We start from the raw sequence: 15,734 nt of genomic DNA, 5'->3' as shown, positions 1-15,734 counted from the left end.
GCGAGACGGCGCGTTGCCGTCAGAGACGAGCAGGTGGATACGTGACGAATCTGATGCCTTCCGCCGCCGGTGAGCCGTCCCTCGGTGGTGGCCTCGGCGACCAGGTCTACAGCCGACTGCTCAACGACCGCATCATCTTCCTAGGCCAGCAGGTCGACGACGAGATCGCCAACAAGATCACTGCCCAGATGCTCCTCCTGGCCGCTGCCGACCAGGACAAGGACATCTACCTCTACATCAACAGCCCCGGCGGTTCTGTGACGGCCGGCATGGCGGTCTACGACACCATGCAGTACATCCAGAACGACGTCGTCACCATCGGCATGGGCATGGCCGCCTCCATGGGCCAGTTCCTGCTGACCGGCGGCACCTCGGGCAAGCGCTTCGCCCTTCCGAACACGGACATCCTGATGCACCAGGGATCCGCCGGCATCGGCGGTACGGCTTCGGACGTCAAGATCCAGGCCGAGTACCTGCTGCGTACGAAGAAGCGCATGGCGGAGATCACGGCCCGGCACTCCGGGCAGACCGTCGAGACGATCATCCGTGACGGTGACCGCGACCGCTGGTACACCGCCGAAGAGGCCAAGGAGTACGGCCTCATCGACGAGATCATCAGTGCCGCTACGGGTGTTCCGGGCGGCGGCGGCACCGGGGCCTGAAACCCCGGTTACGCGGTCATCCCAGCCCACCTCACCAGGACGGAACACCGACCATGAACAACATTCCCGGCAGCGGTCTGTACACCGGCCCGCAGGTCGACAACCGCTACGTGATCCCGCGCTTCGTCGAGCGCACCTCGCAGGGCGTGCGTGAGTACGACCCGTACGCGAAGCTCTTCGAGGAGCGCGTGATCTTCCTCGGCGTGCAGATCGACGACGCGTCCGCCAACGACGTCATGGCGCAGCTCCTGTGCCTGGAGTCGATGGACCCGGACCGTGACATCTCCATCTACATCAACAGCCCCGGCGGCTCGTTCACGGCCCTCACGGCCATCTACGACACGATGCAGTTCGTGAAGCCGGACATCCAGACGGTCTGCATGGGCCAGGCGTCCTCCGCGGCCGCCGTGCTCCTCGCCGCCGGTACGCCGGGCAAGCGCATGGCGCTGCCGAACGCCCGCGTCCTGATCCACCAGCCCTCCGGCGGCACCGGCCGTGAGCAGCTCTCCGACCTGGAGATCGCCGCGAACGAGATCCTCCGGATGCGTGAGCAGCTCGAGGAGATGCTGGCCAAGCACTCCACGACGCCGATCGAGAAGATCCGCGACGACATCGAGCGCGACAAGATCCTTACGGCCGAGGACGCCCTGGCGTACGGCCTGATCGACCAGATCATCTCCACCCGGAAGATGGACAACTCCGCGGCCGCGTGACGCAGCGCTGTATCGTCTGCCGCTCCTTGGCACGCTTCACGTCAAAGTGAACCGTGCCAAGGGGGGCCCGAACGGGGGGCCCGGCAAGGTACCGTCGGATACAGGCACCAGGAGCCGCTTACACGAGCGTCTCCCAGGCGAAGGGGAAGCACCTCGTGGCACGCATCGGTGACGGCGGCGATCTGCTCAAGTGCTCGTTCTGCGGAAAGAGCCAGAAGCAGGTCAAGAAACTCATCGCAGGCCCCGGTGTATACATCTGCGACGAGTGCATCGACCTCTGCAACGAGATCATCGAGGAAGAGCTCGCGGAGACGAGCGAGGTCCGCTGGGAAGAACTTCCCAAGCCTCGCGAGATCTACGAGTTCCTCGAGGGGTATGTCGTCGGCCAGGAGGCCGCGAAGAAAGCCCTCTCGGTCGCTGTGTACAACCATTACAAGCGGGTCCAGGCCGGTGAGAACGGCGGAGCCCAGGGACGTGACGACGCGATCGAACTGTCGAAGTCCAACATCCTGCTTCTGGGCCCCACGGGCTCGGGCAAGACCCTCCTGGCCCAGACCCTGGCCCGCATGCTGAACGTTCCGTTCGCCATCGCCGACGCGACGGCGCTCACGGAGGCCGGCTATGTGGGCGAGGACGTCGAGAACATCCTCCTGAAGCTGATCCAGGCGGCCGACTACGACGTCAAGAAGGCCGAGACCGGGATCATCTACATCGACGAGATCGACAAGGTCGCCCGCAAGAGCGAGAACCCGTCGATCACGCGCGATGTGTCCGGTGAGGGCGTCCAGCAGGCCCTGCTCAAGATTCTCGAAGGGACCACGGCTTCCGTCCCGCCCCAGGGCGGCCGCAAGCACCCCCACCAGGAGTTCATCCAGATCGACACGACGAACGTGCTGTTCATCGTGGGCGGCGCGTTCGCCGGCCTGGAGAAGATCATCGAGTCGCGGGCGGGTGCCAAGGGCATCGGCTTCGGCGCGACGATCCACTCCAAGCGCGAGCTGGAGGAGAAGGACCAGTTCCAGGAGGTCATGCCGGAGGACCTGGTGAAGTTCGGGATGATCCCCGAGTTCATCGGCCGTCTCCCCGTCATCACCTCGGTCCACAACCTGGACCGCGAGGCGCTCCTCCAGATCCTCCTGGAGCCGCGCAACGCCCTGGTCAAGCAGTACCAGCGCCTCTTCGAACTCGACGGCGTGGAGCTGGACTTCGAGCGCGAGGCCCTGGAGGCCATCGCCGACCAGGCCATCCTGCGCCGCACCGGCGCGCGCGGCCTGCGCGCGATCATGGAGGAAGTCCTCCAGTCCGTGATGTACGAGGTCCCCTCCCGCAAGGATGTGGCCCGCGTCGTCATCACGGCAGAGGCCGTTCACTCGAACGTGAACCCGACGCTGATCCCGCGGGACGCCCGCGGATCGGGCAGCGGCGAGCAGAAGTCGGCGTAACCACAAGGCGTAAGCCGCAGCGCGTACGGAGAAGTGGGAAGGGCCCCGGTCTGGTGACCGGGGCCCTTCTTCCGTGCTGTGCGAGGTCAGGACTTGACGCGGACCTCGGCGCGGAGCTTGGTCGCCGTGTCAGCGGCGCTCTGCAGATCCGCGCTCTTGCCCGTCATGGCCGTCGCCAGGTCGACGGGGATGACGATGCCGAGCGTGCTGTGGTCGCCCCAGATGCAGACCGGCATCGACATCTCCTTGGGAGCGGAGGAGGTCTCGCCGCTGCTGGGCGTGTCGTTCTTGACCTTCGTTTCCTGGCACTTCATCACCGCGCCGTCGGAGTCGAAGTTCTGCGGGCTGCCGACCAGCTTGCCGGTGTCGGAGTCGTCCGCCGAAGACTTCGTCCTCATCTCGGCGAACATCCCGTCGACGACCTTCTCCGGGTCGGAGATCTCGCCGTACACGCCGATGAACTTCAGGTACTTGGCCGCGAGCGGGTTCGTCTTGTCTCCGGCCTGGTAGTCCGCGCCGACGCCCTGGGCGTTCTTGACGCCGTTCTTCTCGGCGTCCTTGACGTCCTTGTCGCTCATGCTGGAGTCGTCGCCGCTCGCCGACTTCTTGTACTCCCCGAGCACCGTCGCCGGCGTCGTCAGCTTGTGCGGGCCGTCGTCCGCCACGGACGAGCCGCCCCCGCCGAACACGAAGTACGCGCCCACGCCGATCGCCGCGACCACGGCCACCGCGCCGATGATCAGGCCCGTCTTCTTCTTGCCGCCACCGGGCGGGGGCGGAGGGACCTGCCCGTAGGGGGCCTGCGGCTGCTGGCCGTAGGGGCCCGGCTGCTGGGGCTGGCTGTAGCCGCCCTGCTGGCCGTACTGGGGCTGCTGCGGCTGGCCGTACGGGGGCTGAGGCTGCTGCGGCGGCACGCCCTGCGGGGCCTGCTGCGGGTAGCCGTAGCCGGGCTGGGGCGCGGCCGGGGGCTGCTGCCCGTAGGGGCCCGGCTGCTGCTGGCCGTAGGGTCCGGGCTGCTGAGGCTGCTGCCCGCCGTACGGGCCCGGCTGGTTGTAGCTCATTTCTGGGGTTCCCTCCCGATGCTTATGCGTTCCGAACATCCTGGCGGAAGGTGACCGTGTGTGGGGAACCCGGGGGCGGATCGGTGCCAGGTTGTTGAAAGGTTGTTCCAGACGGCAGGGGCGGCCGCCGCGTCGCACGGGAATCCGGTTTCGGGGCACCCCTGCCACGCCTCTAAACTGAGCCCGTGACCGAGAACACTCAGCAGCAGACAGCGCCCACCACCGAACTGCCGACCCAGTACGCGCCGGCCGAGGTAGAGGGGCCGTTGTACGAGCGTTGGGTAGAGCGCGGGTATTTCGAGGCGGACGCGAAGAGCGAGAAGCCGGCGTACACGATCGTCATCCCGCCGCCGAACGTCACTGGGTCGCTCCACCTGGGCCACGCCTTCGAGCACACGCTGATCGACGCCCTCACCCGCCGCAAGCGGATGCAGGGGTTCGAGACGCTGTGGCAGCCGGGCATGGACCACGCCGGTATCGCCACGCAGAACGTCGTCGAGCGCGAACTCGGCAAGGAGGGCAAGTCCCGCCACGACCTGGGCCGCGAGGCCTTCGTCGAGCGCGTGTGGGAGTGGAAGGCCGAGTCCGGTGGGCAGATCGCCGGCCAGATGCGGCGCCTCGGTGAGGGACTGGCGTGGAGCCGCGACCGCTTCACCATGGACGAGGGTCTGTCCCGTGCCGTCCAGACCGTCTTCAAGAAGATGTTCGACGACGGTCTGATCTACCGCGCCGAGCGCATCATCAACTGGTGCCCGCGCTGTCTCACGGCCATCTCCGACATCGAGGTCGACTACCAGGACGACGACGGTGAGCTCGTCTCCATGAAGTACGGCGAGGGTGACGACACCATCGTCGTCGCCACCACCCGCGCGGAGACGATGCTCGGTGACACCGCCGTCGCCGTCCACCCCGACGACGAGCGCTACGCCCACCTGATCGGGAAGCAGATCAAGCTGCCGCTGACCGACCGGACCATCCCGGTCGTCGCCGACACGCACGTCGACCCGGAGTTCGGCACCGGCGCCGTCAAGGTGACCCCGGCGCACGACCCGAACGACTTCGCCATCGGCCAGCGCCACGGCCTCGAGTCCATCCAGGTCCTCGACGAGCGCGGTGTGATCACCGTCCACGGCCCCTTCCAGGGCCTGGACCGCTTCGAGGCGCGCTCCGCGATCGTCGCCGCCCTGCGGGCCGATAACCGGATCGTCGCCGAGAAGCGCCCCTACGTCCACTCCGTCGGCCACTGCTCGCGCTGCAAGACGACGCTGGAGCCGCGCCTGTCGCTGCAGTGGTGGGTCAAGGTCGAGACTCTCGCCAAGGCCGCGGGCGACGCGGTCCGCGACGGCCGGGTCGACATCCACCCGGCCGACATGTCGCAGCGGTACTTCGACTGGGTCGACAACCTCAACGACTGGTGCATCTCGCGCCAGCTGTGGTGGGGCCACCGCATCCCGGTCTGGCACGGCCCGGACGGCGAGCTGGTCTGCGTCGGTCCCGACGAGCAGCCGCCCACGGGCGAGGGCTGGACGCAGGACACCGACGTCCTCGACACGTGGTTCTCCTCCGGCCTGTGGCCGTTCTCCACGCTCGGCTGGCCCGAGCAGACCCCGGACCTCGAGAAGTTCTACCCGAACTCGGTCCTGGTCACCGGCTACGACCTGATGTTCTTCTGGGTCGCCCGGATGATGATGTTCGGCCTGTACACGATGGACGGTCAGCCGCCGTTCCGCACGATCGCGTTCCACGGGATGGTCCGCGACGAGTTCGGCAAGAAGATGTCGAAGTCGTTCGGGAACACGGTCAACCCGCTGGACTGGATGGACAAGTACGGCTCCGACGCCCTGCGCTTCACTCTGGCCAGGGGCGCCAACCCGGGCGTCGACGTGCCGATCGGCGAGGACTGGGTCCAGGCCTCCCGTAACTTCGCCAACAAGATCTGGAACGCGACGCGCTTCGCGCTGATGAACGGCGCCACGGTCGAGGGCCCGCTGCCGGCGCGGGAGGAGATGACGGCGACCGACCGCTGGATCCTGTCCCGGCTCAACAAGACGGTCGCCGAAGTCGACGCCTTCTACGACGACTTCCAGTTCGCCAAGCTCTCCGACGCCCTCTATCACTTCGCGTGGGACGAGGTCTTCGACTGGTACGTCGAGCTGTCGAAGACGACGTTCTTCGAGGGCGGCGAGCAGGCTAAGGTCTCCGGCCGCGTGCTCGGCGAGGTCCTCGATGTGACGCTGCGTCTGCTGCACCCGATCGTCCCGTTCGTCACCGAGACGCTGTGGACGACACTGACGGGTGGCGAGACGCTCGTGATCGCCGAGTGGCCGAAGGCTGTGTCTGTTCCTGGTGCTGACGCACCGGGTGGCTTCCGCGACGCCGCCGCCGAGAGCGAGATCGAGACGCTTCAGCAGGTCATCACCGAGGTCCGGCGCTTCCGTGCCGACCAGGGCCTGCAGCCCGGTCAGCGCGTGCCGGCCCGGCTCGACCTCGGCGGGACCGCGCTCGCCCCGCACGAGGCCGCCATCCGGCAGCTTCTGCGGCTGCAGCCCGAGGGCGACGCGTTCTCGGCCACCGCGACTCTGCCGGTCGCCGGTGCGCAGGTCGCGCTCGACCTGTCCGGCACGATCGATGTGGCGGCCGAGCGGAAGCGGCTCGCCAAGGATCTGGCCGCCGCCGAGAAGGAGAAGGCCCAGGCCACGGGCAAGCTGGGCAACGAGGCGTTCCTCGCGAAGGCGCCGGACGCCGTCGTCGACAAGATCCGCGGGCGCCTCGCCAAGGCGGACGAGGACATCGCCCGTATCCAGCAGCAGTTGGACCGGTTGCCTCAGGCCTGACGCGCCCGACGTGCCTGATGTGTGGTGAAGGCCCCCCGGGATCCTCTTGGTTCCGGGGGGCCTTCGCGTTTCCCTGGGTGCCGGGGGCTTTATGCACGCAGCCCCAGGCGTTGCAGCTCCGCGTCCGCCAGCGCGTCCAGCACCACAGGGTCCGCTTCCCGCCAGCCCTTCGCGAGGGAGCCGGGGCCGGGATCCGGGAGGACGTCCAGGTCCAGGTCCGGATCCAGTTCCCGGTCCGGGTCCACGTCCGGGTCCTGGTCCGGGGTTCCGCCGGGGGCGGCCGGGAGCTGTTCCGCCGTCGCCGCCAGTTCGTCCAGCGGGCGCAACAGCGCTCTCAGCGCCAGCAGTTCACGGCCGTCCGCCGTCGAGGCCAGCTCCTGCGCTGCCGCGGCCTGGCGCGTCCAGCGGATGCGGCGGGGCAGCCACACCGTGAGCATCAGGCCCACCGGGATCACGAAGAGCGCCACCGCGCCCAGGACCGCGAGCGCCTGTGCGGCCGCCGGGCTCTGCGGGGCCGGTGCCGCGCTCACGATCCTGTCGCCCGCGTGGGCCACGCCCCGCAGCGCTCCGTCCACCGAGCTGCCGAGGAGCGGGATACGGGGGCGGTGCTGGGCCGGCTGGGACGCCAGCTGTGCCAGCCGGTGCGCCGCCAGCGCCGCCGCTGCCCACAGCGCAATCCACAGCAGGGCGGCGCCGTCGCCCAGGAGTTGGAGTGTGCGGCGGCCGGGGTTGTGTGCGTACCACATGGTGCGATTGGACCTTCTCCGTACGGGGGTGGGGGCGCACCGCGCCGGGGGCTCTCCCGGCGTCCCCGGTTCGGGTCAGCTCTTCGTGGCCCCCACGCACCCTTCCGTTCGGGCCGCTTACGCCGCCGTGAGGCGGCGCTGGAGCGAGTCGAAGTCCTCCACGCACTTGCCGCAGCCCAGCGCCACACGTCCAGCGGCGCCTCGGCCGGGAAGACCGGGATGCCTGTGGCCTGAGCCATACGCAGGTCCAGGCCGGGAACTGATCACACCGTCGCGAAGGGGGCGGACCGTGGTGATGGAGCCCGGGGTCCGGCCGAGCGTCTCCTTGGCGTCCGTGCCCACGGCGACGGTTGTCTTGTTCTGTTGCAGCGCCACGACTGAGGGCTCATTGAGCACGATCCCCTTGCCGCGTACGGAGAGAAGAGTGTTGGCGGTGCCGAGATCGATGCCTATGTCCGTGATCGCCAAGTTTGCAGGGTGATGCCGTGGTCCGGAGGGACCAAGGTCCCCAAACAGACGGGCCGAGAGTCCCTGACCTGCCGGGTGGGGTGCGGGCCGGGCCTTGTCGGTGGTTCTCCGTAGACTGGCTTGTGTGAGTGAGCTCCCCCCGCGCGACAGCGGCGAATCCGACGGCTTCGACGACATCGTGGACGCCGAGACCGAGCGTGACCCCGATCTGGCACTGATCGAGGCCGGCAGTCGTACCCTCCGCACGCAGGGGGGTGCTCCGCAGGGGGACGGCGTGCCCGCGCGGCCGCAGGACCCCGAGGTGGCCGAGGCCCTGCGAGAGGTCGAGACCGAGCTCGCGGGGCGGTGGGGCGAGACCAAGCTGGAGCCGTCCGTCTCGCGCATCGCCGCTCTGATGGACGTGCTCGGCGACCCGCAGCGCGCCTATCCCTCGATCCACATCACGGGGACGAACGGCAAGACGTCCACGGCCCGCATGATCGAGGCACTTCTCGGCGCATTCGAGTTGCGTACGGGGCGTTATACGTCGCCGCACGTTCAGTCGATCACCGAGCGCATCAGTCTCGACGGCGCGCCGATCGACTACGAGCGGTTCATCGAGACCTATCGGGACATCGCCCCGTATGTGGAGATGGTCGACCAGAAAGAGGAATTCCGGCTTTCCTTTTTCGAGGTGCTCACGGGGATGGCGTACGCCGCCTTCGCCGACGCACCGGTCGATGCCGCCGTCGTCGAGGTCGGGATGGGCGGCAGCTGGGATGCCACCAATGTGATCGACGCGGCGGTGGCCGTCGTGACGCCCATCGATCTGGATCACACGGACCGGCTGGGCTCCACCTCGGGTGAGATCGCCCAGGAGAAGGCCGGGATCATCAAGCAGGGCGCCACGGTGATCATGGCGCAGCAGCCCGTCGACGCCGCTCAGGTGCTCCTGAAGAAGGCCGTCGACGTGGACGCGACTGTGGCCCGCGAAGGGCTCGAGTTCGGCGTCGTCTCCCGTCAGGTCGCCGTGGGCGGGCAGCTGCTGACCCTGCGCGGGCTCGGCGGCGAGTACGACGGGATCTTCCTTCCGCTGCACGGTGCTCACCAGGCGCACAACGCGGCCGTCGCGCTGGCCGCCGTCGAGGCCTTCTTCGGGATCGGGGCCGAGCAGGCCCGGCTCCTCGACCTGGACACCGTCCGCCGGGCCTTCGCCGGCGCCACCTCGCCGGGCCGGCTGGAGGTCGTGAGGCGTTCGCCCACCGTGGTGCTCGACGCCGCGCACAACCCCTCCGGCGCCCGCGTCACCGCCGAAGCCATCAGCGAGGTCTTCGACTTCAGCCGGCTGGTGGGTGTCGTGGGAGCGAGCGGCGACAAGAACGTGCGCGGGGTGCTCGAGGCCTTCGAGCCGATCTTCGCCGAGGTCGTCGTCACCCAGAACTCCAGCCACCGCGCGATGGACGCCGACGAGCTCGCCGCCATCGCGGTCGAGGTCTTCGGGGACGAGCGCGTGCAGGTCGAGCCCCGCCTCGACGACGCTCTCGAGGCCGCCATCACGCTGGCCGAGGAAGAGGGCGAGTTCTCCGGCGGCGGCGTGCTCGTCACCGGCTCCGTGATCACTGTCGGCGAGGCCCGGCTGCTGTTGGGGAAGGGCTGATCCGCTGTGCGTGTGCTGTGTTCATCGACCCTGATCGGTGAGTTCTTCGTCATCGGCTTCGCCGGGCTCGTCGCCATGAAGGACCGCGATCTCTCGGGCGGGGTCGTGTGGGGCGTGTGCGGGGTCGCCATGCTGCTGTCCGTGCTGCTGTGCGGGGCGATCGGGCGGCGCGGCGGTATCGAGCTGGGGTGGGTGCTTCAAGCGGCGCTCGTCGCCAGCGGGTTCGTCGTGCCGATGATGTTCATCCTGGGTCTCTGCTTCGCCGGGCTGTGGTGGGCCTCCGTTCACTTCGGGCGCAAGATCGACGAGGCCAAGGCGCGGTGGGCCGCCCAGGCCGAGGCCGGAAGTAACCCCGCGTAGCCGTGCCCGGTATCGTGCGGGCATCCCACGAAGATTTTGGAGCCGCACCATGAGTCAGCGCACCCTTGTCCTTCTCAAGCCCGACGCCGTCCGGCGCGGACTCGTCGGCGAGATCATCGGCCGCATCGAGCGCAAGGCCGGCTGGACGATCAGCGCGCTGGAGCTGCGGAACCTGGACCAGGACACCCTGGAGCAGCACTACGGCGAGCACAAGGGCAAGCCCTTCTACGAGCCGCTGGTCGCCTTCATGGCGTCCGGGCCCGTGGTCGCTCTCGTCGTCGAGGGCGAGCGGGTCATCGAGGGTGTGCGTCAGCTGGCCGGCCCGACCGACCCGATCGCCGCCGCGCCCGGCTCCATCCGTGGCGACTTCGGCACCATCGTCCGCGAGAACCTGATCCACGCCTCGGACTCGGAGGAGTCGGCCGAGCGCGAGCTGAAGATCTTCTTCCCCGGGCAGGTGTAGTCCGGTCCGTGAGACCGGAAAGTTCTTTTTCTGATACTCCGTCAGTCAAGGAGCGCCGCCGAACAGGGGCGGCCGGAGAAATTCGGCCGCCTTTTGGCATATGCGCCCCCGTTGGGGGAACGCGACACTCCGTCGGCACGTCCCCATTAGCGGAGCGGGGATTCATCTGCTGACAATGGCGAAGACCCTCGCGCCGTGTTCGTGCAGGCGAGACTACGATGTAAGCCTCCACGCCACTCGCACCCACCTCGCCTACCTAACAAGCCATCAAACGCTCCACTTGGGAAGGCCAGACGAATCCTGATGGGGAACTCAATGTCGTTCATCGGCCGTGACATGGCTGTCGACCTCGGGACCGCCAACACGCTGGTGTACGTCAGGGGTCGCGGGATCGTACTCAACGAGCCGTCCGTCGTCGCGATCAACACCAACACCGGCGGCATCCTCGCCGTCGGTGCCGAAGCCAAGAAGATGATCGGCCGCACGCCGGGCAACATCGTCGCCGTGCGACCGCTGAAGGACGGCGTGATCGCCGACTTCGAGATCACCGAGCGCATGCTCCGCTACTTCATCCTGAAGATCCACAAGCGGCGCTACCTCGCTCGTCCCCGTGTCGTGGTGTGTGTGCCCTCCGGTATCACCGGTGTCGAGCGCCGCGCGGTCATCGAGGCCTCCTCGCAGGCCGGTGCCCGCCAGGTGCACATCATCGAGGAGCCCATGGCCGCGGCCATCGGCTCCGGCCTCCCGGTCCACGAGGCCACGGGCAACATGGTGGTCGACATCGGCGGCGGTACCACCGAGGTCGCGGTGATCTCGCTCGGCGGAATCGTCACAGCACAGTCCATCCGGGTCGCCGGGGACGAGCTGGACAACGCGATCATCCAGCACATCAAGAAGGAGTACTCGCTGCTTCTTGGTGAGCGGACTGCCGAGCAGATCAAGATCACGATTGGCTCCGCGTACGACCTCGACTCCGACGAACACACCGAAATCCGCGGGCGCGACCTCGTGTCCGGACTGCCGAAGACCGTCGTCATCTCGGCCGCCGAGGTACGCAAGGCGATCGAGGAACCGGTCAACGCGATCGTCGACGCCGTCAAGACAACGCTGGACAAGTGCCCGCCCGAGCTGTCGGGCGACGTCATGGACCGGGGCATCGTGCTCACCGGCGGCGGCGCCCTGCTGCGCGGCCTCGACGAGCGGCTGCGCCGTGAGACCGGCATGCCGATCCACATCGCCGAGGACCCCCTCGACAGCGTGGCGCTCGGCTCCGGCAAGTGCGTCGAGGAGTTCGAGGCGCTCCAGCAGGTGCTGGACGCCTCGCCGCGCAGATGACCTGACGCGAAACGTCCGCCGTACGAGTGCCTGCCACTTCGTACGGCGGATCGTTGATATAGAGGCAAGGCGTAAGAATTCCCCATAACCTGCGGTACCTCAGGGCTTCCGCAGAATCCGATTGAGGAAGGCACGGCCGCCGCACGTGAGGGACACACGAGAGAGCCGGCTGCTCCTGGTGCTGCTGATCGCCATTGCGTTCGCACTGATCACGGTGGACATCCGCGGTGGGGAGGACTCGCCGGTCGACGGTGCCCGCCGGGCCGCCGCCACGGTCTTCGGCCCCGTGGAGAACGGCGTCTCCAGCGCAGTCGACCCGATCGGCAACGCCATAGCTGCCGTCAAGGACTCCGGTGAGCGGCACAACCGCGTCAGCGAACTGGAGCGCGAGAACGCCGCGTTGAAGGCGAAGCTCGGCAGCGACGACCGCAACCGAAGCAAGGTCCGCCAGCTCGACTCCATGCTGAAGACGGCCGGCGCAGGGCAGTACGGCATCAAGGGGGCCCAGGTCATCGCCATAGGAGCGGCCCAGGGTTTCTCCTGGACCGTCACCATCGACGCCGGCGCCAACGACGGCCTCAAGCGCGACATGACCGTCCTGAACGGGGACGGGCTCGTGGGGCGCGTCACCACCGTCGGACCGAACACCGCGACCGTTCTGCTCGCCAACGACCCCGACTTCACCGTCGGCACCCGCATGGAGCGCACCGACGAGCTCGGCTTCGCCTCCGGACAGGGCGACCGGCCGCTGCGCGTACAGCTCCTCAACGGCAAGGCCAAGATCAAGAAGGGCGACCGTCTGGTGACCTTCGGGTCCCAGGCCGACAAGCCGTTCGTGCCCGGCGTGCCGGTGGGACAGGTGGTGCGCGTCGATCCGTCCGGCGGCGACCTGACCCGGACGATCTATGTGAAGCCGTACGTCGGATTCACCAAGCTCGACGTCGTCGGCGTGGTCGTGCAGGCCCCGCGCACCGATCCGCGCGACGAGGTGCTGCCGTCCAAGCCGGCCAAGCCCAAGCCGACGCCCACCGTCACCGTCACGGCCACACCGTCCGGGCCCCCGGCCGACGCCAACGGCATCGACGACGAGCAGTAGGAGCTGGATCCCATGCGCTTCAACCGGTTGCTGCTCGCCACCCCCCTGGTGATCGTCGCCCTGGTGGTCCAGGTGTGCGTACTCGCCCGTCTCCAACTGCCCGGCGCCGTACCGGACCTCGTGCTCCTGACCGTCGTCGCCCTCGCCCTCGTGTACGGCCACGTCGGCGGCGCGTTCATCGGGTTCGGCGCGGGTCTGCTCTCCGACTTCGCACCGCCCGCCGACCACGCGGCGGGGCGCTACGCCCTCGTCCTGTGCGTCGTCGGCTACCTCGTCGGCCTCGCCAAGCCGGACAACGGCCAGCTCAGGTCGGCCTTCGGCCCCATGGTCGTGGTCGTCGCCGCGGCCATCGGCTCGACCCTGCTCTACGCGGGCGTCGGAGCCCTCGTCGGTGACACCGCCGCCCGCCATGTCGGCATCGGCAGCCTGCTGTTCACGGCCGCGCTCTACGATCTGCTCCTCGCGCCGTTCACCGTCCCGCTCATCATCGCCCTGGCCAGACGCGCCGAGAACGATCCGCTCGTCGATTCCTCGCCCGGTGCCGGCAAGGCCACCGACGTCACCGCCAGCTGGCTCTCCTCCGGCACGGGCCTGCGCATCGGCAACCAGCGCGGCGGAATCCGCCTGAAGACAGCCAGGGCGCGCACCGCGCGGGCCGGCCGCATCAAGGGGGTCAAGCGCCTGTGAGCGCCGCGCACATCACCGTGTACACGCACTGAGAGGGGGAGGCCGCATGACCAACATTCCCGAGACCGGGCGGACCCCACGCGTCCAGATCCGGCTCGTCATCCTCCAGATCCTGGTCCTGTCCCTCCTGCTCACCCTCGGCGGCCGTCTCTGGTACCTCCAGATCCGCAACGGCGCCGAGTACGCCAAGGAGGCCTCCGGCAACCACGTCCAGCAGGTCGTCAGCCCCGCCGTGCGCGGCTCGATCCTGGACGCCCGCGGTGTGCCGCTCGCTGACAACGAGACCCGCCTGGTCGTCTCCGCGTCCCGCACGGACCTGATGAAGATGCCCGACGACGGCAAGGCCGTACTGGCCAAGCTCGCCGACGTGCTGGGGATGAAGTCCAAGGACGTCGCGGAGAAGGTCCGCCTCTGCGACGCCAAGACGCCGCAGCCCTGCTGGAACGGCTCGCCCTACCAGCCCATCCCGATCACGGACGAGGCCACGCCCAAGCAGGCCCTCCAGATCCGCGAGCGCTCCGAGGACTTCCCCGGCATCACCGCCGAGCCCGAGGCCGTACGCCGCTACGCGGGACCGGGCGGCTCCAACACCGCGCAGGTCCTCGGCTACCTCTCGCCCGTCACCGACGCCGAGATCGAGAAGGCCAAGGACTCCACGTCGCCGTATCTGCGCTCCGACCAGGTCGGCCGCTCCGGCCTCGAGCGCACCTACGACAAGGAGTTGCGCGGCAAGGCCGGCGTCACCCGCTACGAGGTCGACAACCTCGGCCGCGTCATCGGGCGCGCGAACAGCGACAAGGCCGAGACCGGGGCGAGCGTCGTCACCTCGATCGACTCGCGCGTGCAGGGCGTCGCCGAGTACGAGCTGAACGAGGCGATGAAGGCGGCCCGCCAGCAGTTCGACAAGATCACCGGCGAGAAGTACAAGGCCGACTCCGGCGCGGTCATCGTCATGGAGGCCAAGACCGGCCGGATCGTCTCCATGGCGTCCGCACCGTCGTACGACCCGAACGTCTGGGTCGGCGGCATCTCCGCCAAGGACTACAAGCAGCTCACCGGCAAGGGCTCCGACTACCCGCTGCTCAACAGGGCCATTCAGGGTCAGTCCGCGCCCGGTTCGACGTTCAAGGTGGTCTCCACGGCCGCCGCGGCCGAAGCCGGCTACAAGTGGAACGGCGGCTACCCCTGCACCAGCTCCTACTCGGTCGGCGGCCAGGTTTTCAAGAACTTCGAGGGGGAGAGCTTCGGCCCCATCTCTCTCGGCCGCGCGCTGGAAGTCTCCTGCGACACCGTCTTCTACGGCCTCGCCGACCGGGAATGGAAGAAGGACGGCGGCATCAACCCGAAGGGGACCCCCAAGGACTACTTCTACAAGGCCGCCCACCAGTTCGGCCTCGGCAAGACCACCGGCGTCGACCTTCCCAACGAGGTCACGGGCCGCGTCCCCGACCGCCGGTGGAAGAAAGCCTTCTGGGAGGCCAACAAGGACAGCTGGTGCAAGACCGGCAAGAAGGACGGCAGCTACGTCGAGAAGATCGCCTACGAGAACTGCCTCGAGGGCAACAAGATGCGCGAGGGCGACTCGATCAACTACTCCATCGGCCAGGGCGACACCCTCGTCACGCCGATCCAGCAGGCCATGATCTACGGGGCCCTCGCCAACGGCGGCACCGAGTACGTCCCGACCATCGGCAAGGCGATCATCAGCGCCGACGGCAAGACGGTCAGGGAGGTCAAGCCCCAGGTCAAGGCCAAGCTCCCGATCACCAAGGCGACCCACAAGGGCATGGACGCCGCCCTCGCCGGCGTCGTCACCCGCGGTACCGCCGCCTGGAAGTTCGGTGGCTGGCCCCAGGACAAGATCCCGCTGCACGCCAAGACCGGCACCGCCGAGGTCTACGGCAAGCAGACCACGTCATGGCTGGCCACGTACTCCAAGGACTACTCGGTCATCATGACGATCTCTCAGGCCGGTACGGGCTCCGGAGCCTCCGGTGAGGCCGTCCGCAAGATCTACAACGCGCTGTACGGCGTCTCCGCCGACGGCAAGATCGACAAGAAGAAGGCCCTGCTGCCCGAGCCCGAGAAGAGCCTGCCGAAGATCCAGCGGGACGGCTCGATCGACGCACCGACCATCAAGCCCTACAAGCCCGCCGAGCCGAGCCCGTCCCCCGAGCAGGAACTGGCGGCGGTCATCGGCACCCCGGTCACCGGAAGGCGGGACTGACGCA

The 15,734-nt window shown here is 68.3% G+C and carries 13 protein-coding genes and 1 pseudogene; 11 read left to right on the top strand and 3 right to left on the bottom strand.

Annotated elements, in window-relative coordinates; genetic code table 11:
* Positions 1–53 precede the first annotated feature (53 nt).
* The 3 genes from ACY0PA_RS16330 to clpX all read left to right on the top strand — a co-directional run bounded on the left by ACY0PA_RS16330 (position 54) and on the right by clpX (position 2,817).
* Complete coding sequence (locus tag ACY0PA_RS16330; protein ID WP_473086336.1) at positions 54–662, top strand: ATP-dependent Clp protease proteolytic subunit; 609 nt, start codon at positions 54–56, stop codon at positions 660–662.
* A 53-nt stretch (positions 663–715) separates the two neighbouring features.
* The gene (locus ACY0PA_RS16325; protein WP_473085307.1) at positions 716–1,375 is read left to right on the top strand and encodes an ATP-dependent Clp protease proteolytic subunit; all 660 of its coding nucleotides are present in this window, start codon (positions 716–718) and stop codon (positions 1,373–1,375) included.
* A 155-nt stretch (positions 1,376–1,530) separates the two neighbouring features.
* Entirely contained in the window at positions 1,531–2,817 is a 1,287-nt protein-coding gene (clpX, locus tag ACY0PA_RS16320; protein ID WP_266564255.1) for an ATP-dependent Clp protease ATP-binding subunit ClpX, read from the top strand.
* Between the two features lie 86 nt (positions 2,818–2,903).
* On the opposite strand, the gene ACY0PA_RS16315 is transcribed toward clpX, so the two are convergent.
* Positions 2,904–3,878 (bottom strand): hypothetical protein, encoded by a 975-nt coding sequence (locus ACY0PA_RS16315; RefSeq protein WP_473085306.1) that lies wholly within the window; start codon positions 3,876–3,878, stop codon positions 2,904–2,906.
* 185 nt (positions 3,879–4,063) lie between these two features.
* On the opposite strand from ACY0PA_RS16315, the gene ACY0PA_RS16310 reads away from it, so the two are divergent.
* Entirely contained in the window at positions 4,064–6,712 is a 2,649-nt protein-coding gene (locus ACY0PA_RS16310) for a valine--tRNA ligase (RefSeq protein WP_473085305.1), read from the top strand.
* Between the two features lie 89 nt (positions 6,713–6,801).
* Here the strand turns inward: ACY0PA_RS16310 and ACY0PA_RS16305 are convergent, their stop codons facing one another.
* Positions 6,802–7,458: a hypothetical protein gene (locus ACY0PA_RS16305; RefSeq protein ID WP_473085304.1), complete on the bottom strand. Its 657-nt coding sequence runs from the start codon at positions 7,456–7,458 to the stop codon at positions 6,802–6,804.
* A 258-nt stretch (positions 7,459–7,716) separates the two neighbouring features.
* Positions 7,717–7,926, bottom strand: a pseudogene (locus tag ACY0PA_RS16300) (rod shape-determining protein); the annotation flags it as partial.
* A gap of 124 nt (positions 7,927–8,050) precedes the next feature.
* Between ACY0PA_RS16300 and folC the strand changes: the two are divergent.
* The 7 genes from folC to mrdA all read left to right on the top strand — a co-directional run bounded on the left by folC (position 8,051) and on the right by mrdA (position 15,730).
* A complete protein-coding gene (folC, locus tag ACY0PA_RS16295; RefSeq protein ID WP_473085303.1) occupies positions 8,051–9,562 on the top strand; it encodes a bifunctional tetrahydrofolate synthase/dihydrofolate synthase in 1,512 nt (503 codons plus the stop codon).
* Positions 9,563–9,568: 6 nt separating this feature from the next.
* Entirely contained in the window at positions 9,569–9,922 is a 354-nt protein-coding gene (locus tag ACY0PA_RS16290) for a DUF4233 domain-containing protein (protein WP_473085302.1), read from the top strand.
* A gap of 49 nt (positions 9,923–9,971) precedes the next feature.
* Complete coding sequence (gene ndk, locus ACY0PA_RS16285; protein WP_100594213.1) at positions 9,972–10,385, top strand: nucleoside-diphosphate kinase; 414 nt, start codon at positions 9,972–9,974, stop codon at positions 10,383–10,385.
* Between the two features lie 315 nt (positions 10,386–10,700).
* Positions 10,701–11,720 (top strand): rod shape-determining protein, encoded by a 1,020-nt coding sequence (locus tag ACY0PA_RS16280; RefSeq protein WP_018531437.1) that lies wholly within the window; start codon positions 10,701–10,703, stop codon positions 11,718–11,720.
* Between the two features lie 145 nt (positions 11,721–11,865).
* Positions 11,866–12,816 (top strand): rod shape-determining protein MreC, encoded by a 951-nt coding sequence (mreC, locus tag ACY0PA_RS16275; protein ID WP_473085301.1) that lies wholly within the window; start codon positions 11,866–11,868, stop codon positions 12,814–12,816.
* Between the two features lie 12 nt (positions 12,817–12,828).
* A complete protein-coding gene (mreD, locus tag ACY0PA_RS16270) occupies positions 12,829–13,503 on the top strand; it encodes a rod shape-determining protein MreD (protein WP_473085300.1) in 675 nt (224 codons plus the stop codon).
* A gap of 46 nt (positions 13,504–13,549) precedes the next feature.
* Positions 13,550–15,730, top strand: a complete 2,181-nt coding sequence (gene mrdA, locus ACY0PA_RS16265) for a penicillin-binding protein 2 (protein WP_473085299.1) — start codon at positions 13,550–13,552, stop codon at positions 15,728–15,730.
* Positions 15,731–15,734 lie beyond the last annotated feature (4 nt).

This window comes from Streptomyces sp. DS1-CR2 (genome assembly GCF_055760475.1).
Note: the sequence above shows the minus strand (reverse complement) of the source record. Positions and strands in the feature narration are given on the sequence as shown.